The 19,336-nt window shown below is 49.2% G+C and carries 18 protein-coding genes and 1 pseudogene; all 19 read right to left on the reverse strand.

Going from position 1 to position 19,336, the window contains the following annotated elements; translation table 11 throughout:
- On the reverse strand, positions 1–315 hold a 315-nt coding region (locus tag AQR02_RS15740; protein ID WP_245237495.1), incomplete at its 3' end, for a VOC family protein.
- Positions 316–493: 178 nt separating this feature from the next.
- Positions 494–1,675: an ATP-binding protein gene (locus tag AQR02_RS15745; protein WP_245237619.1), complete on the reverse strand. Its 1,182-nt coding sequence runs from the start codon at positions 1,673–1,675 to the stop codon at positions 494–496.
- Positions 1,676–1,964: 289 nt separating this feature from the next.
- Positions 1,965–2,414 (reverse strand): SRPBCC family protein, encoded by a 450-nt coding sequence (locus AQR02_RS15750; RefSeq protein WP_054941291.1) that lies wholly within the window; start codon positions 2,412–2,414, stop codon positions 1,965–1,967.
- Positions 2,415–2,466: 52 nt separating this feature from the next.
- Entirely contained in the window at positions 2,467–3,228 is a 762-nt protein-coding gene (locus AQR02_RS15755) for a leucine-rich repeat domain-containing protein (protein WP_054941292.1), read from the reverse strand.
- 26 nt (positions 3,229–3,254) lie between these two features.
- Complete coding sequence (locus AQR02_RS15760) at positions 3,255–3,587, reverse strand: suppressor of fused domain protein (protein ID WP_054942129.1); 333 nt, start codon at positions 3,585–3,587, stop codon at positions 3,255–3,257.
- A gap of 157 nt (positions 3,588–3,744) precedes the next feature.
- On the reverse strand, positions 3,745–4,047 hold the full coding sequence (locus AQR02_RS35590; protein ID WP_425340013.1) for a YiaA/YiaB family inner membrane protein: 303 nt from the start codon (positions 4,045–4,047) through the stop codon (positions 3,745–3,747).
- Positions 4,039–4,221: pseudogene (locus AQR02_RS35595) on the reverse strand (YiaA/YiaB family inner membrane protein); the annotation flags it as partial. The pseudogene AQR02_RS35595 and the gene AQR02_RS35590, both read right to left, overlap by 9 nt.
- Before the next feature lie 136 nt (positions 4,222–4,357).
- Positions 4,358–4,558: a hypothetical protein gene (locus AQR02_RS15770; protein ID WP_054941294.1), complete on the reverse strand. Its 201-nt coding sequence runs from the start codon at positions 4,556–4,558 to the stop codon at positions 4,358–4,360.
- Between the two features lie 105 nt (positions 4,559–4,663).
- Positions 4,664–5,059: a GNAT family N-acetyltransferase gene (locus tag AQR02_RS15775; RefSeq protein WP_148449113.1), complete on the reverse strand. Its 396-nt coding sequence runs from the start codon at positions 5,057–5,059 to the stop codon at positions 4,664–4,666.
- Entirely contained in the window at positions 5,056–6,033 is a 978-nt protein-coding gene (locus tag AQR02_RS15780; protein ID WP_245237496.1) for a phosphotransferase, read from the reverse strand. The genes AQR02_RS15775 and AQR02_RS15780 overlap by 4 nt, the downstream gene beginning before the upstream one ends.
- Positions 6,034–6,803: 770 nt before the next feature.
- Positions 6,804–7,811 carry a galactose/methyl galactoside ABC transporter permease MglC gene (gene mglC / locus AQR02_RS15785; protein WP_054941296.1) on the reverse strand — a complete coding sequence of 336 codons (1,008 nt, stop codon included), beginning with the start codon at positions 7,809–7,811 and terminating at the stop codon, positions 6,804–6,806.
- Between the two features lie 110 nt (positions 7,812–7,921).
- A complete protein-coding gene (locus AQR02_RS15790) occupies positions 7,922–9,433 on the reverse strand; it encodes a sugar ABC transporter ATP-binding protein (protein WP_054941297.1) in 1,512 nt (503 codons plus the stop codon).
- 147 nt (positions 9,434–9,580) lie between these two features.
- Positions 9,581–10,651, reverse strand: a complete 1,071-nt coding sequence (locus tag AQR02_RS15795; RefSeq protein WP_108722011.1) for a galactose ABC transporter substrate-binding protein — start codon at positions 10,649–10,651, stop codon at positions 9,581–9,583.
- 139 nt (positions 10,652–10,790) lie between these two features.
- Positions 10,791–11,816, reverse strand: coding sequence for a substrate-binding domain-containing protein (locus AQR02_RS15800; RefSeq protein WP_054941299.1), 1,026 nt, complete (start codon positions 11,814–11,816; stop codon positions 10,791–10,793).
- Entirely contained in the window at positions 11,813–13,639 is a 1,827-nt protein-coding gene (locus tag AQR02_RS15805; RefSeq protein WP_082451867.1) for a sensor histidine kinase, read from the reverse strand. The genes AQR02_RS15800 and AQR02_RS15805 overlap by 4 nt, the downstream gene beginning before the upstream one ends.
- A 2-nt stretch (positions 13,640–13,641) precedes the next feature.
- Positions 13,642–15,291: a response regulator gene (locus AQR02_RS15810; protein WP_054941300.1), complete on the reverse strand. Its 1,650-nt coding sequence runs from the start codon at positions 15,289–15,291 to the stop codon at positions 13,642–13,644.
- 220 nt (positions 15,292–15,511) lie between these two features.
- Entirely contained in the window at positions 15,512–15,976 is a 465-nt protein-coding gene (locus AQR02_RS15815) for a GNAT family N-acetyltransferase (protein WP_108722012.1), read from the reverse strand.
- A complete protein-coding gene (gene purT / locus AQR02_RS15820; RefSeq protein WP_054941302.1) occupies positions 15,966–17,156 on the reverse strand; it encodes a formate-dependent phosphoribosylglycinamide formyltransferase in 1,191 nt (396 codons plus the stop codon). Before purT ends, AQR02_RS15815 begins: the two co-directional genes overlap by 11 nt.
- A 148-nt stretch (positions 17,157–17,304) precedes the next feature.
- Positions 17,305–19,336 (reverse strand): dynamin family protein (locus tag AQR02_RS31990; RefSeq protein WP_187388789.1); only part of this gene is annotated, 2,032 nt, incomplete at its 5' end.

Here is a 19,336-nt window from a genome sequence, read left to right on the forward strand (position 1 = left end):
CAATGGCCATTCAGGAGCTCCACTCCGTTTTTTCACAAGCTCGTTAATTTCAGCGTCTACATCCTCTACCCGGATTGTAAACTGAAACCGTGATCCGGCCTCCGGGCTGGCGACCATGCCTGGCTGGATCAGGCCATCCGCCTCTGAAATAGCAAGGAGATTAATGCTCATATTTCCGAAGCTGAATACCGCTGATACCTCATCCTCGTACACGGCAGACAATTTAAATACATCCTGGTAAAAAGTTTTCGTCTTAAGCAAATCCTCTGCAAATAACGTAATTACATCCACATTCATCGTTCCTAAATGCTTCATACGCAGCCACCTTTCTGCTTATGGAATAATTATAGCCGTTATCTATTCTTATATAACCGGGAGCTAATATAGCATATATGACTAGCTATACAGTTCTACCCATGATCTATGGCAGGTTATAATTATTCACTATAGCTGGAGATCAGCCTAATGTTTCAAAAAAAATCTGTATTCCGCTTCAGGTAGGAATCGTAATGCGGAAGGTTGTACCCTTGCCTTTCTCGCTCTCCACCTCTATATTCCCTTTTACCTTATTGATAGCGCTGTAAGCCATAAGCATACCCAGACCTGTTCCTTCTTCTTTGGTCGAATAATACGGCTTGCCGAGGCGCGAGATTTCTTCCTTCGTCATACCAATTCCCGTGTCGCGGATCGTGATCACGATGTCCTGCTTTTTTTCCGAGAAATGAATCGCGAGGATCCCTCCGCCCTTATCTTTCATGGCCTCAATCCCGTTTTTGTAAAGATTAATCAGGCCTTGCTGAATTTGATTCTTGTCGTAGCTTTTATTCAGCGTATTGCTGAAACTGAAATGGACCTCTACTTTGTGGGTAGTTGCGAAGGGCCTTATGATGTTCATGGTATACTCCGCCTCTGCTTTCATATTGGAGAAGACCATGTTGTCGGACTGCGGCTTGGCAAAAGAAAGATAATCACTGATGATCTTCTCCGCACGGTTCAGTTCCAGCAATGAAAACTCCACATACCTTTTTTCCTCGGGCGTGATGGTCTTGGATTTGTTTAACAGCTGCAGAAAGCCGCTGGTCACCGTAAGCGGATTCCTCATTTCATGTGACACACTCGCCGCCAGCTCACTAACGACGTTCAGACGCTCTGATTGCAGTACCCGGTCACGGTTCTTAATATTGGTAATTATCTGCTCTATTAGAATCATAATAATACTCATCACAACCGCATGTGTCGTTAAGGCATACACGGTTAGGGTCCAGAATTGATCATCCAGCGTACCTTTCATCAGCCCGAGGACGACCAGATATACCCCCATCGTTAACATCGCCAGGACGGTTGCCCACGAGATCCGGCGCCTCGCGCTTAGCTTGATGAACCATTTGCTCAAGAACGGCACCAGCAGCAGCACAGCCGTTGAGAACAGGAAGGAGGGAAGAGTCCCGGGCCCTCCAACATAGAAGCGGGTTATATTTAATATTACATACAACAGAAGGACGTTCTTATATCCGCCAAAAAGAGCCACAAGAATGAACGGAATATACCGGAGATCGTAAATGTAACCCATTTCCAGCTTGATCGGCTTGACCATGCACAGAACCATCGTAACAGCTGACATGAGTACAAGGAGTTTTTGATTATAGCGGTTTGCTCTATTTTCGAAGAAAATCACAACAATTAAGACCGGAAATAATAAAAACAAAAAATTCAAAAGTAATGTTTCAAACAAAAGTTAACTTCCTCTCAGCTTGTACTACTATGGATGTTCCTAATTCTAAGGAAGCATAAACAATTCCATACTACAACCAAACGTTATACTAACCTGCTATGTTATATGATTATAATAAATTTCCTGCAATTACACATCACTTTTTACAAGTTCGACACGCATTGGAGTATAAAAAAAGCTCCATTTCCACTGGATCGTGAAAACGGAGATCATTTTGTACAGCCCTAATTAGTTATCCAATACTTAACTCTGCAAGCAAATCATTCAGCCGGTCAAAGTTTTGTTCATTAGCCTCAAGCAAAAACGTCCTGGCTTGCTCCACTACATCCGGCTTCTTAAACACCTGACGGAAAGTCAGGGTTGTCTTGCCGTCAGATTGTTCAAAAGTGGCTGTAACCTCAAACTCGGGGGCGTTCAGATGACGGATGACGATGCGCTCATGCGGTACGATCTCCACAAACTCACTGTGATTGGGGTATTCCTTGCCATCCGGTCCGTGCATGACAAACCGCCACTGGCCTCCCGGCCTTAAGTCGAATTCGTGAAACGTATTGGTGAAACCCTTTGGTCCCCACCAGCGCGCGAGCTGCTCCGGGGTTGTCCAAGCTGCAAAGACCCGCTCAAGCGGATAATCGAACTGCCGTGAGTTGATAATTTCATTGTTTCCTGCGTTTTCTGTCATAGTGGTGCCTCCTCAGAGTATTTTTCCTAAGGTACAAGCATTGGATTAGAAGCTATTCCGGCTGAGAATCGCCGTTATTTTCCCATTCTACTGTGACACCATTGTCCTCTAAATGCTGGATAACCTGCTCCGCCTGTTCACCCAGCGGGTTATTCGACAACGAGACTTCCTGCAGATTTGGTATCGTTTCGAGCACTTCAATATCGCGGATAAGGTTATCTTCCAGAAAGAGATGCTCCAAGGTCGGATGATTTTTTAACGGCGTCAGATCTTGAATTTTATTGCCGCCCAGAAAAAGCCACTCTAACTTCAAATTCTGAACGGGATTTAGATCATCCACCTGATTCTTGCTGGCCAGAAGAGAAGTCAGCTTGCTCAGATTTTTTAGCGGAACCAGACTTTTAATCTGGTTACCGTCCAATGTCAGAGTCGTCAGCGAGTTTAACCCTGCAACGGGCGAAATGTCCGTGAGCTGATTTCCGTCTAACGCCAGAAACGTTAACTCTTTCAGCTTGCTCAACGGTCTAATCGACCTTATATTTTGATTTGGCAGGAACAGGCTCTGCATGTTCACTGCGTCTTCGAGACCTTGTACACTTCTAACTTTAGGCCTGGAACCGTTGATATATAATGATTCTAGCTTCTGCAGATCAGCTGCCTTCAGCTCCTTTTTCGCCGGCAGCTTCAATTCCGTCCGGATGGCTTTCGCCAATACCGGGTCCGTAATCACGGAAGCGGCCCAAACCTCCGTGGCCGGAAGTAATAAAACAACTAACGAGAACGAGATAAAACGTTTGAATAGCCTGGTAGACATAAGATTCTCCTTTTAGATGAATAGGTTCATAGGTAAGATATAGTCCGGTTCATGTCCGTGATCAAATAGGGATTGTCCTGCTTCATATTCGCCACTAAACGTTCAGCCTGACTGCTGTCGTCCTTCAACACTTCCAATTCGCGCTGAGTGATCCCGACAAGCTGGATGAAATCCACCCTTCCATGGATTGTATCTATCCCGCCAGCTTCTGTATCCTTTACTGCCAGTAGCGCAGTTATCGCGGATTGGACGCCGATATGAATGGATTGTCCATTCCCGGCAACAAATTGCACGCTTGTGAATCTCAGTCCCGTAATGCGATGGGGTTTGACCCGGATATAGCTTGTCAAATACCTCATCAATCGCATCCCAGCCAGGTGCCCAATCGTCCTCTTCCGCCGCCCGCGGCCTTTCTCCTCCTTGGTACATCCCATAATTAAAAAAGGCCATCCAGTGATGACCTCTTCATTATCAAATGATGTAGCAGGCCAGAACATTCACCTTATGTCCGTCCTCTTAGCCCTGGAAATCTCTTTTGGATTCCAGTTCGGCAAGAATATCTTTGTCTTCTGCGTTATCCCTAGTCACTTTCTGAACGCCAATTGCGCTATACGAAATTAACAGAATAACAGCTATGTAATATCCCTTTACATTTAATTCAAATGGAGCGTTATAAAGACCAATGAAGAACATCGCATACCCGATTACTAAACCTGCAATAGCCATACCTGTAAAGGCTGATGTATTCCTCATCCGGTGTTTAGGGTTTTCCAGGCGGATTTCTCTATCTTCCGTATTGTCCCGGACAACCTTCTGCATCACGATGCAGCTAATCGTAATTAAGACCATGCACAGCAGATAATACCCCTTCACATTCAGTTCCCAAGTGTCGTTGTATACCCCCAGACAGAATAAGAACAGACCTGCAGCCAGAGCAAAATATGATGCCAATGTGAAAGCAGTGGTATTACGCTTGCGATAATGTTGATTCAAAAATGATCCTCCCCCAGTGCAAAGTTGAATGGCATTCTTCCTTCTCCACTATACCGTGAAATCCCGGTAAAATTCTACCTTAAAATACTTTTTCATGACAAATAATGGCGCGTTTGCAGCATTTGTGGATTTTGGATTAACTGCCTCCCTGGGAATCTATCGCCTGCCCTTTATCAGGCCGAAGCCAGGAAACGTCATAACCCAGCTCACCTAAAATATCTAACCCGTCTTGGAACACGATAACGTTGTCACCTGTCCAGCCATTTTCCAGACCATACACTATGAAATCTCTAACGGCTCTTGCGCCTACGCCAATTCCTCTTGTTTCTCGCTTCATTCTCTCAACACCTATTGATATTATTTTATTGAATCATGTTCATATATCTTGGTGGGCCGTCCCCATTCGAAGATGTCCAGCCCTATTTCCCGGAATCCGTACTTCTCATAAAAAAGGATGTGGTCGGTTGGTCAAATAAACCTTTTCATATCCCAATTGTCCAGCGACTTTTCTGGCATGCTCCAGCATTAACGAACCGAGTGCATTCCCTCGCTCATTCCGGTCAATAAACAAGGGCGAAATCCAAGGCGACAGATCCTTCCGGGTTACATACTCCTGCTCAATCAGCTGATAAAACCCGATTAACACACCGTGTTTCAACAGTAAAAACGTCAGTGGGAAGTTATCCTTTGAGTCGATACTCTCATGAATAACGGGAAGTACTACATTTTGTACTTTTGGCCATTGTTCTTTGACATATTCAGCTAACTCAGCTTGGCGATGAGGGCAATCTTTTAGGGAACTAATATATAGCATTGGACCACCCTTTCCTACAATCACTCAATATACCGCATCGTACACTCTGCATGATATTTCGCCAAATTCCCGGCAAATTGCTGGTCGGGATATCCCCGGTGCAGCAGCTTCAAACCGCCCGAGGTTAATGATATATGATGGTGAAACCAGTAGAACCGCATTCTGTCAGGATCAAGAGAATCGTTCTTCAGATAACGGTAGAACTTGCCGAATCTTAATTCCAGAAAGCTATGTTCATGCTCAATATCAAAGAACTGCACTCCCTCAATATCGATCAAAAAGGGGTCCAGCCTGTCATTAACCAGCACATGGTCCGGACCCAATTCCCCGTGAATGAGACCATACTGCCTCCGGGGTTTTATTCGGGCCTCAAGCTCATACAGCTTATCAAGTATCTTCTCTTGATTTGCGCCAATGAACTCAATATGCTTCGCGGCATAAGATAACTGCAATTTCGCATTGTCCAGTTGTAAAAGATGACATTGCCCCTGGTTACTCCCGTTGTGAAGCTGCTGGGGTGTTCCATAGATATTCCGTTCGTTGGAGTGCATTGCAGTAACGAGAGCTCCCACCTGCTGTAGAACATGCTCTTGAACCCGGGGATCAGGATGCCCGAAATAGGCTTCCGCCTTTTGTCCTGATATATACTCGACCAGAGCGTAATCATAAGAATACTGGGTTCTTTCATTATTCAAATTGTAAAGAGCCGGCGTCCGAATGGAGTTTTCTGTTAAAAACCTGTTATTGAATGCAAATAAGTCACTGCTGTAGGATTGAATATTAATGTTATTTTCTTCGATTTCCTGCTGAAAAAAATTCATGCTCAGATCCCATATATAGAGCACACAGCTGAATCCATTCGTGCAGTTCACCTTGTAGACAACCTTTTGTGCACCGCCTTGCATTTTGGATACACTCGAAACTAAATAAGCATTCCCAAAGACCTTCCCTATATATTCCTGTAAAGCAGCCTGATCGAAGTGGCAAATATCGTCCATTGAACAACACTCCAATAATTTAGTTTTGCCGGCTACCTCACTGTATAATAATTCCAAGAAAAAATATAGACTGTTTCTTCAGTTTCTGTTATGATGTTGAATAAGGTCTCGATAAAAATAGTCATACACAGCAGTCCTTCGATTATTCGAACGGCTGCTTTTTTGTTGCCCTTAAACTCTGAATCACTCTGCACCTAGAATCATGGTCCAGTGCTAACGGACACAGATGACCTTATTTACAGCAAATTCTCCATTATTACAATTTAACGGACACCAGTGCAGTTATTTACCCGATTCATCCCTGAAAATGCTGCTCCGGGAGGAAATAAGCGCGCTCCGGTCCGTTAGCTTCCGAAAAACGCTATTTAGCGAAAATAACGGCTGTACGGTCCGTAAGTCTGTCAGAGTGGCGGTTGCATTCGTCCTTGGGCCTGTACTTGGGTTGGGGTTCTGCACCAGCTCTGGAGTTTTGCACTGGCGTTGGGTTTCGGGGTCGGGTTTGGGGGGGGAGGTTTGGAGGTTACGTTTCGGAGCGCAGCAATCGAAATAACAAAAAAGCGTTTGCTGTATTAGCAAACGCTTCTTGCTGCCTTACACCACCTTGGCGAGGTGACGGGAGTAACGAAGGGAAAGTTTGGAGCTGGAGGAGCGGTAGCGTCCGCCTTTAGGTTTGGATTTCTACCGCGATCAGCGGTTTTAATCAGGAAATCCAAACATAACAGCGGCCGGAAGCCCAAACCTTTCCCGTAGTTACGCCCGGTCACCGAGCCCTATTTTTTCGAAGAATATTTCCGCATATCAAACGATACAGCCGCGATGATGATGAGGCCTTTGATGATCAATTGATAGTAAGGGCTGATACCGATAAAGGTCAAACCGTAGTTAATGAGGGTGAAGATGATTACACCGACGAGAACGCCCGGAACCGTACCGATACCGCCTGTAGTGGATACGCCGCCGACTACGCAAGCCGCGATGGCGTCAAGCTCGTACATGTTACCATAGTTGTTGGTAGCGCCGCCTGTTCTTGCTGCTTCAAGCACACCAGCCAGACCGTACAGGGCACCAGCGATAGCGTAGATGTAGATCAGGTTCTTGGAAACGTTGATACCGGAAACCTTGGCAGCCTGCATGTTACCGCCGATGGCGTACATGTTTTTGCCGAGCTTGGTTTTATTGAACAGTACCCAGACAATAGCCGCGACGACTATCGCTATAATGACAATGTACGGTATGGAATATTGGCCGCTGCCGATAAAGCCGGAGCCGATCTTGGTGAAGTCTTCACGAAGTCCGCCGATTGGCTGCGATTGGTTCGGGTCCATATCGAAGTACAGGGAGTTCACGCCGTATACGATGAGCATTGTGCCCAGAGTGGCAATGAACGGAGGTACATTAAGCTTGGAGACAATGATACCGTTGACTAATCCGCAGAGGAGACCGGCTATGATTGCGATAGCAATGGGAAGCAGGACATGCACTTGCGGAAGATCCGGGAAGAAACGGCGGGAATAATCCGGAATTTGCAGCATTGATGCCGAGATAACTGCGGTGAAGCCGACCACGCGGCCTGCCGACAAGTCGGTACCTGCTGTAATGAGGATGAAGGCAACCCCCAGGGCAATAATGACACGTGTTGAAGATTGAATCAGAACGTCACGCAAAGTGTTAATTGACATAAAGCTTGGTTCGTATACGATAATCCCCATGATGAGAATTACAAGTACAATGTAGATAGCGTTTTGGGTTATAAAAGATTGAGCTTTTTTAACGTTCATGAGTAGTGTTCCTCCTTAAGTGTTACGCGAAGTTTATCGTCTCTTTCGTGAGTTGAACCAGCTTTGCGGGATGCAAAACTGTCTTCGCCGGTCTTTGTATAACTCCTATCCTAATGCTGTGCGGCGAGACGCATAACTTCGGTTTCCGTAGCCTGGTCGCCTTCTAATATTCCTGTAAGCCGTCCTTCCGACATCACCATAACCCGGTCAGACATGCCCAGCAGCTCCGGCATTTCGGAAGAGATCATGATGATACTCTTGCCCTGTTTCGCCAAGTCGGCAATGATTGAATAAATCTCAAACTTCGCGCCGACATCAATCCCGCGGGTAGGTTCATCTAGCAGGAGAACTTCAGGTTCTGTTAGCAGCCATCTGGCGAGCAGCACCTTCTGCTGGTTACCGCCGGAGAGATTCATGATCTGCACCTTGGTCGTTGGTGTCTTTGTACGGAGCTTTTCGATCATTTTATCGACTTCTGTTTTTTTCTTCTTGCCGTCAAGCAGGAAATAAGGCTTCTGATAACGGTCCAGATTGGCAATCGCACCATTCTCATGAACAGATAATACCGGGAAGATACCGGTTACACGGCGTTCTTCGGTCAGAAGAGCCAGCCCGTGCTTTTTGGCGTCCTGCGGTGAATTAATATTTACTTTCTTGCCGTCTATGGAGATACTGCCGGACTTGATGGCCCGCAGACCGAATAATGCTTCGATAACTTCAGTACGCTGTGCGCCTACGAGACCGCCGATTCCGAGAATTTCACCCCGCCGGAGATTAAAGGACACATCCTTAAAGGATCTTGGCTCAGGAGAAGTCAGTCCTTCTACCTTCAGATACACCTCGCCAGGAACATTGGTGCGCTCCGGGAAACGGTTCGTCAGATCGCGTCCAACCATTCTGGAGATAATCAGGTCTGTCGTCAGTTCAGCGGACGGCCAAGTACCGATCTTTTTACCGTCACGCATGATCGTTACTTCATCAGAGATTTCGAGAATTTCTTCCATCTTGTGGGATATATAGATAATAGCTACGCCTCTTTTTTGCAGATCCCGGATAATCCGGAATAAATGCTCTACTTCCACGCTTGTCAGGGAAGAGGTCGGCTCATCCATTACAATTACGCGGGAATGAAAAGAAACTGCCTTCGCGATTTCAATGGATTGGATTTTCGACACGGACAGCTTGCCTACCAAGGTTTCAGGATTCAGATCGATATCCAGATCCTTGAACAGACTTTCCGTATCTGCATACATTTTTTTGTGGTCAATAAATTGAATCGGCCCGATTCCCCTGGTCGGAAAACGTCCTAGCCAGATATTCTCCATCACGCTCCGGAAAGGTACCGGATGCAGCTCCTGATGGATCATCGATATTCCATGCCCGAGGGCATCGTTGGAATTGGTAATAGTGGCCTTCTCGCCATCCAGAAAGATCTCACCGGCATCCGGTGAATAAATTCCAAAGAGACATTTCATTAAAGTCGATTTTCCTGCCCCGTTTTCGCCCATCAGTGCATGAACCGAACCCGGTCTAACCTTGAGGCTTACTCCGTCCAGCGCCTTAACGCCGGGGAATTCTTTAGTAATATTGTTCATTTCCAGCAAAAACTCAGCATTTGCCATGTTGTTACGCCCCCTACGCTTTTTTCTTTTTCCATGAGAGGCACAGCGGTTCCATCCTGTTCCCTACCCGAAAGGAATTCCGGGGAGCGATTTCACCCGCTCCCCGGCATTATATTTATTTACAAGCCTTGTGAATGTGCGGAAAGATTATTGAGCGTCAGCTACGTTGTCTTTAGTGATCATTTTGTAGGAAATCCATACATATTGGTTGTCAGTAACGTCAAAGCCAACATTTTCTTTGGTTGGAGTTTCACCTTTAGCCAGCAGGGAAGCCAGTACGATTGCCGCTTTACCTTGGTTGTTGGCATCGTTCAGTACAGTTCCGAGCATGGTTCCGTCTTGCAGTGCTTGAACAGCTGGTGCAGTAGCGTCAACACCTACAACCGGCATGTATTTGTCACCAGTGAAGTAGCCTTGTGCCTTCAGTGCTTCAATTGCACCCAGTGCCATGTCATCGTTGTTAGCCAGAACAGCTTCGATCTTGTCGCCATGGGATCCAAGGAATGCAGCCATTTTTTCCTGTCCTTTTACGCGGTCCCACATTGCAGTATCTTCAGCCAATTTCTCAACCTTGATGCCGGCATCTTCAATGGCCTGGATGGAGTAAGTGGTGCGAAGCTCAGCATCCTGGTGTCCTGGCTCGCCTTTAAGCATTACATATTGGAGCACGCCGTCACCGTTTTTGTCAGCTTCAGGGTGAGCTTTCCAGTAGTCAACGATCAGCTGGCCGGACATAGTACCGGACTCTTCGGCTTTAGCGCCTACATAGTAGACTTTATCCCATTTCTTCATATCTTCAGGAAGCGGTTCACGGTTCAGGAATACAACCGGAATGTTCGCAGCTTTTGCTTTGTCGATGATCACGCCTGCAGCTGTACGGTCAACCGGGTTGATCAGCATGCCGTCGTATTTTTTAGTAACAAACAGGTCAACCTTGTCATTCTGTGTCGGCTGTGAGTTTTGGCTGTCTACGATATCTACTGTTGCAATTCCCTTAGCTGCAGTATCGATAGCGTTACGAACGCCTGTCATGAAGGTATCATCAAATTTGTAAATGGCTACACCGACTTTTGGAGTTTTGGTACTGCCGGAGTTTGCTGTGTTGCCGGCTGGAGCGTTTGTTGCTGTATTTGCAGAGTTGTTGTTATTGCCACCGCAGCCTGCCAAAGCAGCACCGAGTAATGCACTAGCAAGTAAAACGGAAGTGAGTTTTTTCATAATTTAATGACCTCCTGGTGATATTTCTTTTTTTATTGTGTACCGTGTCTCAGGTACATCCTTATTATGCCCCAGATGAAAACGGTTGCGAATACAAAATCCTACTCTCTTTTATAAAAATTCTAATGTTATAAAAATACTATCTTACGAAGGGAAACAGCAGCTTCTGGTTCTCCGGGTACAGCATATTGTCGAGATCAATCAGCTTGGTGCCCGTATCCACACGTTCCGGCACTTCGATTCCCTCTAAGGCTTCCACCGCATATTTTACCGCCAGATAGCCGTTGCTGAAGGGATTCTGAATGACTGTGGCCTGAACAGTGCCATCCTGCAGCAGCTCCAGCATCGAGGGAGAGCTGTCGAAAGCGACCATCTTGATTAGATTGTTAAGTCCAAGGCTTTGTATCACTTTTCCCGCTCCCTGTGACGCTGTCTCATTCAATGTAGCGATACCCCTCAGGGCAGGATGTTTCTGCAGCATTTGCCGGGTCAGCTCCTCCGCCTCAGCAGTGCTGGAAGAGGTATAGGAGATCTGCACGACATGAATATTCGGATAACGGGCCGCATAATTCAGAAATCCTTTCTCCCGTTCGTCCGCATCCCGTGCCCCGTAATCAATAGAAGCGCTGGTAGACCTCTGATCCTGTAAAGAGGCGCTGGTAAAATTCAGAATACCGATTTCACCCGATCCGTTCAGCAGTTTAATCAGCCGTTCAGCGGATTTCTGCCCGGCCTCATAGCTGTTCGATCCGACATAGGTCCGCACCCGCGCAGAACCGACTTCTGCGTCCACGGAAATCACAGGAATTTTATAATAGGCGGCCTGATCTACAACCTGGGCCAGTCCCATATAGCTGCTGGCAGCGAGGATGATGGCATCCGCACGCAGGTTAATCGAATCCTCCACCATAGCGATCTGCTCATCAATGTCGCTTTCCGAATCCGGTGCTTTAAAGGTCAGCTTCACATTGAATTCCTTCGCGGCTGCTTCAGCACCCAGCTTCACCGTGTTCCAGTAATCGCCCTTGTTCATCTTCACAATCATGTGGATATTGCGTGTTTTGTTCGTACTGATATATACAGGTGCTCTGTTGAAGCAGGAGGTGACCGTCAGCCAGACCAGAGCGCACATCAATACTGTCAGCACTAACCGTTTTGTCTTCATGACGTTTCCCCTCCCGCGGTATCCTCTTGACCTTCATTCTGTCCAATGGCCGGGAAGATGATCGTAACCGTTGTTCCTTCCTCCAGTTCACTTTCAAAAGCAAGGCCGAATTCCCGCCCGTAATACAAGCCGATCCGTTCATTCACATTGCGTACTCCGACGCCGGAGCCGCCGGTACTTTTACTGCCGCCGCTTAGGATATTATGAAGTGTTTCTTTGGACATCCCGATGCCATTGTCACTGACCCGGATCACGATCAGGTTGTCCTGCAGCTCCGCGCTGATCAGGATGAGTCCTTCATCCGGCGACATTTCGATACCATGATAAAGGGCATTTTCCACAATAGGCTGCAAAATTAGCTTAATCGTCTGGAACGGAAGGACTTCATCCTGCGCTTTAATCTCAAAGCGGAATTTGTTTTTGAAACGGAAGCTCTGGATCACAAGGTAGTGGCGGATATGATCCAATTCTTCCTGTACTGTAATGATATTATTCCCCTTGCTCAGACTAATCCGGAAAAACTTGGAGAGGGACTGGATCATCGTGATGACCTCTTCATTTTTTCCCCGCTCGGCAAGCCGGACGACAGAATTCAGCGTATTATACAAAAAGTGGGGGTTGATTTGTGACTGCAGCACTTCCAGCTCCCCTTTACGCTTCGTCTCCTGCTCATAGATAATCTGATCCATCAGCTGACGGATCCGCTGGAGCATCAGATTAAAGCGCCTCGACAGCTGCTCGACCTCATAAGCGCCGCTGACATTGATCGGGGTATTAAGATCCCCTTCACCCACCTGCTTGACGGTCCGCTCCAGCTTGCGGATAGGGCTTGCAATCAGCCAGGACAGGAATATTGAAACGGCAATGGCGCAGAGAATGACAGCCGCCAGAAACCAGAACAGAAACTGGTTCAGATCGCGCTTGGTCGTTACAATCTCATCATAATAGGCAACGCCAACGATTTTCCAGCCTGTTTCTTCCAGGGTTCGCACAGTAATAAAGCGCTTCTCACCCGTTGATTCATCCAGATAGCTTCGGAAGGAATAGGCAAGCACCGGCTCGACATTCTCATATTTCAGGCCGGCGTAAATCAGCTGCTGCTGCGGATGATATACGATATTCCCCAGTGAATCGAGGATATAAGCGTAACCTCTTTTCCCGAGTTTAACCTGGCGGCTGAGCTGGTCGATGGTGCGGAAGTTAAAATCGATCAGCAGAATCCCGCGCTTCAGCTCTTCGTTCTCCTTGTACTCTATCATCTTACTGATCGAAACCACCCAGTTGTACTGGCCTTTGAACAAATTCTGGATATGCGGTGCAGAATAGGAAATGTCCGGGGTTTTTTGGGCATTCGTAAACCAGCTTTGACTCTGCAGCTGTGTATTGACCCGCATGTTCTGGCCCGGTGTGCCGGCCACATATCTCCCTTGCGGGGTAAATACAGCTATGGATACCAGGTCTTCCCGGCTGCTCATCAGCGTATCCATCCGTTCATAGAGCAGCGGTGAGTCAATGGAAGGGCTTGTCGTAACCTGCTCCTCTGCCGTTTCAAAGATATTGCTCATGCCCTTCACATACAGCTCCAGATTATAATTGACCTGCTCGATAATCTGCTGCATATTCAGGTTGGCGTTCTCCTCCGCGGTATTAGCAAATTTGTTATACAGCATGGAGCTGACAATTACTGCAACAAGTACGGCTACTGCCGTAAAAGAGAGGGTAATAATCAGCTGAATACTGCGCAGCTTAGCGGACAGGCGGATTCTGCCGCGTGAACCGGGCTGCGGCCGCAGCGGAAAGAAATAAGCCTTGGATTTGGTCATGGCTAACCTCCCCGGGCGCTGTTCTTATATTCTTTAGGCGATTGGCCATATTTCTTGCGGAAACAGAAGCTGAAGTAATTCGGATCGGCAAAACCGATTTTTTCGGCGATTTCGAAAGCTTTGAGCTCCGTAGAGCGCAGCAGCTCCTTAGCCGCCTCTAGACGGATCTGCAGCAGATAGCTGACAAAGGTCATTTTCATCTCTTTCTTGAAAATACTGCTGAAATATCCTGTTCTGATATGCAGATGCTGGCAGACCCTGCCGATGGATATATCTGATTCCTCGTAATGGCTGCGGATATATTCCTTAGCCTGATCAATAAGCTGCTTATAGCTGGACTGCCGCCCAGAGGCAATAGAGTCCATCAGTCCGGTACATACATTAATAATCCACTGTTTGGCTTCGCCCATATTATTGAATTTATTCATATCCGTAAGTGTAGCCATACTAGGGACCATAAAATCAGCAGTCTCGCTGCCTGACTCCTTGGCTACACGCAGAATCGAGGTAATGATCTCCAGGAGAAAAATCTGATAATCCTGTGTAGAGACATGGGCCGTATCAAGTCCTCCGAACAGCTCGTCCATGACCTCCTTCAGCTCTTGTACCGTCCCCAGCTTAATCGTACGGATCAGCGATTGCTGTGTCAGCTCATCAAAGACCAGCATCTGATTGGATCTGGATTCGACATCTTCAATCCAGATCACTCTATTGTTGCCGAGAATAAGCCGATAATCCAGTGCCTGCATCGCATCAGAGAAGGAGTTAAACAGCATGGATGCAGATTGGCATACCGTCCCGGCCCCCGCTGTTACCGTCAGCTTCAGAAAATGCTGCACATTCTGGCGGATCTCTTCAAGGATGGCGAAGGTATGGCCGGTAATTTCCGTTTCGTCCGGCTCTTTGCTCACCGAGAGAAGTACAACCTCATCCCGGTGGATGAAGACTCTGCCGGTGCCATGCTTCTGGCATATCTCCTCGGCAATATTGAGGATAGCGAACAGCTGCAAATTATGGTCGCCGGTATCACGCAGTGATACGGGCCGCCCCGCAGCAGCCTCCCGGCTCTGTCCAGCACGGATATAGTCAATGCTGATCACGGAAGCCTGAAATTGCTTCCCGTCTAGGTTAATGCCGTATTCCGCGCTCTTGTCAGTGATCTCCTGGAGCGGCAGCCTGCGGGACACCAATGAGGAGAGGAACTGTTCCCGCAGCACAGGCAGGCTTTTGCGGTAATGCTCGCTGAGTACATACACATTTTCCTTCTCAGCGATTTCCGCCTCAATGGTTGCCTTTACCTTAAGCAGAACATCGATCAGCTCCTGTGATGAGAACGGTTTCAGGATATACTCATCGATCTGCAGCTTTATCGCCTTCTGGGCATATTCGAATTCATCATAACCGGTCAGGATAATGATCTTCGTGTTAGGATGACGGCTGCGGATCCATTCCGCCAGCTGAAGCCCGTTCATAAACGGCATCTGAATGTCAGTAACCACTACATCAGGCAGCAGGCGGTCAATGGCTTCTGTCGCCTCACGCCCGTTTTCGGCCGAGTCCACCACTTCAAAGCCATACTCCGCCCAATCAATCTGGGCAATAACCCCTTCCCTTACATCTTCTTCATCTTCGGCCAGAATTAATTTATACATGCTTCATCCCTCTTCGGATAATGTTATGATTCACAGCCCTCTATGGCTGTTTAAAATAAGTATGTCTGCTAAAACAGCGGGCATTTCACTATAATATTAGTCTGCCCGTTTGGCAAGGGTCAACTTTAAGAATGCACATAAAGGCTCTATCCCTTACATAGTTGAACATAAAAAAAACCATCCCGTAAGAGCGGGATGGGGATGATTGCACGTATAAGATTTACAGCAGGGCTTTGCTGAAGCGGTAGCCTGCGCTTTTCTCGAATCCGATATGACGGTAAAAAGCATGTGCCGGCGCGCGTTCGACGCGGTTGCCGCTTCTTAGGAACAGCTGGCAGCAGCCATTCTGGCGGGCCCAATCCTCTGCTGCGGAGACCAGTCTTTTGCCAAGGCCGTTCCCTCTAAGTTCCTCTGATACGATCAGCGCGGTAATTTCCGTAATACAGTCTGCGTGCTTGTAATAGGATTTCACCTGCCGAAGATCAATCATTCCCACAACTTCGTTGTCCAGTTCTGCAACCAGTGTGCAATGGAACGGATCATGCTCCATGCCTTCCATTCTCTCTTTCATCACGCTAAGCGTTGTCGGATAGCCGAATTCCCGCAACAGGGCTGTAACTCTCTCCAGATCACTTGTGCCCCATTTGCGAATTTGCAGTACTTGCTCCTGAGTACTACTGTTCATCCTCATATACCTCCACTTTTAGCATAGACGCTGCCTGTTTGGCTGCCGTCCGCGCGATTTGTACATCTTCCGCGGCACTTAGAGTCACTGCCATCCGCCGTCCCGGGCGAATTTCAGGTTTACCGAATACCCTTACCTGCGTACGTGGAAACGCCAGCGCTTCACTGATGCCGGTTATGGCAAAAGCTTGTCCGGCCTTTTCCGCTTTCAGGGTAGCCGATGCTCCCGGTGTCAAAAGCTGCACCGAATCCAGCGGAAATCCAAGAATGGCTCTAACATGCAGAGCAAATTCCGATAAATCCTGTGTGATCATGGTTACCATACCGGTATCATGGGGTCTCGGCGATACCTCGCTGAACAATACACCCTGATCCGTAAGAAACAGTTCGACTCCGAAAATACCGAGTCCCCCAAGCTGATCCGTCACGGCTCTGGCGATGGACTGGGCTTCGGCCAGCTGCGCTTCACTCATGTGATGCGGCTGCCAGGACTCCACATAATCGCCGTCCTTCTGGATATGGCCAATGGGAGGACAGAATACCGTACCGCTTACCGAACGGACCGTAAGCAGTGTAATCTCACTCTCAAAGGTTACGAATCCTTCAACAATAACACGGGTTCCTTTGGCGCGGGCGCCTTCAAGCGCCGTATTCCAGCAGTCTTCCGCATCCTCAGGCTTCCGGCAAATGCTCTGGCCTTTGCCGGAGGAACTCATAATCGGCTTAATCACACAAGGTGTGCCGAGTTCTTCCACGGCAAGGCGCAGCTCTTCCAGACTGTCAGCGAACCGGTAAGCCGCCGTTGGTAATCCAAGCTCTTCGGCAGCAAGCCGCCGGATGCCTTCGCGGTCCATGGTCAGCCGGGCTGCACGGGCAGTAGGAACGACAACGAATCCTTCCGCCTCCAGTTCCAGGAGTGCATGTGTGGCAATCGCCTCAATCTCCGGCACAATGAGGTCCGGCTTCTCGGCGCGGATAAGCGTCTTAAGTGCCTCCGCGTCAAGCATATCGATAACATAGGAACGATGAGCCACGCCCATCGCAGGTGCATCTTGATAACGATCCACAGCTACGGTCTCTACGCCAAGGCGCTGAGCTTCGATAATGACTTCCTTACCCAATTCACCGCTGCCCAGGAGCAGCAGCTTACGGCTTTGGGCTGAAAAAGGAGCTCCCCACATTGTCGATTCCAACCTCTTTCGCAAATTTGACTGCTGTATTTTCTTTGTTTCTGTAAACGCAGCAGTTTCATTGTAAATTTCCAGGCTTCTTTATTTTCTTCCATTAACGGCTAATTTGCAAGTGTTCTTCGACATTTTCCTACAAACTTCACAGATGATTGTCCACGATATCGTCGAATGAATGTTCAAGACGGTGCAATTGCAAAGCAACTTCGCTCCAATGCTCCGCAGAATCACCTCCTCTCAGCAGTTCTGACATGACCTCTTCCTGCTCGTTTAACTCTTCGCGCAGTCTGTCTGCTGCCCGTCCTAATGCCTTCTCCAGAGCATTCGCATAGAAATCCAGCAGCAGCTTCTCCTGCATTTCTGCCGCCCCGGCGACAGCCTCTTTCAGCAGCGGCTCTGCTTGAGCGCGCAGATCAGACCGGCCCGGCCCCTCGAAGAAATAGCGGGGGGATTTGAAACAGCTCCAGAGTGACAGCCAGTCAAGCGGATGCCAAGAAGCTTCCAGTTTATCCGGTGACGGCCACTCCTCCTTCTCATTCTCCAGAAACTGCAGTTCCTGCGGAGAAATAGACAGCTCCTCTCCTGCTGACTGAGCAGCCGATTGGACTAACCGGTGTCCAGCTGCTTCGAGCCGCAGCGTGGTTGCCCACAATTCCTGCTCCAGTTCCCGCTGGAGGGTACGCTCCAGCTCTCTGCCGCAGGCCGTGAAGATGTCTTTCAAGTTGCGGGCATCTTCACGCAGCAGCGCGGGATGGAAGGATTCCTGGAAGAACCGCCCCAATGCAAAGCCGATCCGCTGCCGGACATGATACACCAGCTCCTCCCCTTCACGCCGCAGATCACGGACGGGTCTTGCTTCTGCTGCGAGCAGCATGAGCCGCTTCCCGGCTGCAGTTTTGCGCTCCTGCAGCTCCTGCATACCTGCTTCCCGCCGCCCTGCCTCCATGGCAGCGAGCTCCTGCCATTCCGTTGCCCGCAGACGGACAGCGGTTATGCTCTCCCTCGCTGCGGCCAGCGACAGCTGCGGCAGTTCCCCACCGGCGAATTGTGCCAGCGCGTCCTCGAAACTCCGGAAACGGGAGGCATCATATCTGTCCCGATCCTTCCCTGTCTTGCCCTCCAGCGCCAGCAGACTCGACAGCGCATAAATGCGCGGCGAGGTCAGCCCGCCGGCACGCAGGTTCTGCGCGACATGCCCCTTGACCTCGTCCAGCTCTTCTTCATCACTTGCCAGATCAGAGGCATTGATGATGAAGAACATTTTATCCAGCGCAAAGCTGTCCTTGATTCTGCCCAGCTGGGCCAGCAGACCGCGGTCCGCCTTGGAGAAGGCATGGTTGTAATAGGTCACGAAACAAATGGCATCGGCATTCTTCATGTAGCCAAACGTTACGCCGGTATGCCGCGCATGCAGGGAATCTGCTCCTGGCGTATCGACGAGTACAATGCCGCTAGCGGTAAGCGGACAGTCATAATACAGGTCCGTCCCTTGGATAAAGCAAGCCTGTGTCTCATCTGCGACCAGACTGCGGTACTCCTGCAGATCGACCGTGCGCACAGTGCCAAGCAGGCCCTCCGCCCTCTTCCACCCTGCCGCTGCGGCCCGCAGGAATCCGACATGCGGCAGTGCCGATGGATGCAGTCCGCTGACCTGCAGGCCTGCGGCAGCCGCAGTCCAGGAATGCCGCTGCGGCGGCGCCAGCTGCAGCACACCAAAGGAATGGAGAATATCTTCCCAGAATTCATCAGCCGATTTCATAGTCACCACGGCCGTAGCATGGCGGAACCCGCCTTCCGGCGCAAGAATCCGCCCCACTGCAGCCGTGGCGGGATGCGGAGACACGGGCAGCACCTCTTCGCCAAGCAGCGCATTGGCGAACGAGGATTTGCCGGCGCTGAACGCTCCGAACAGCGCCATCGTAAAGCGGCCGCCGGCGAGATCTGCCGCCCGCGCCGCCAGGCTGCGCGCCGCCGAAGCCATCGCCGGCTCGCCGCGCAGCAGCTCTGCCGCAGCGTTCAGCACCGCTGCGGCCTCCCCCAGCCTGCGGCGTCCGCCCGCAGGCGTTGCCCCCGCCGCCCAGCCTTCGGCGGCGGGGCCTTGGGTGCCAGCCGCGTCGCGCTGCAGCGGCTGGGCTTCGCGCGGCGCTGCGTTAGGCGCGGCCGCGGTTGCCCTC

This window comes from Paenibacillus ihuae, assembly GCF_001368795.1.
GTDB classification, from domain to species: domain Bacteria; phylum Bacillota; class Bacilli; order Paenibacillales; family Paenibacillaceae; genus Paenibacillus_AQ; species Paenibacillus_AQ ihuae.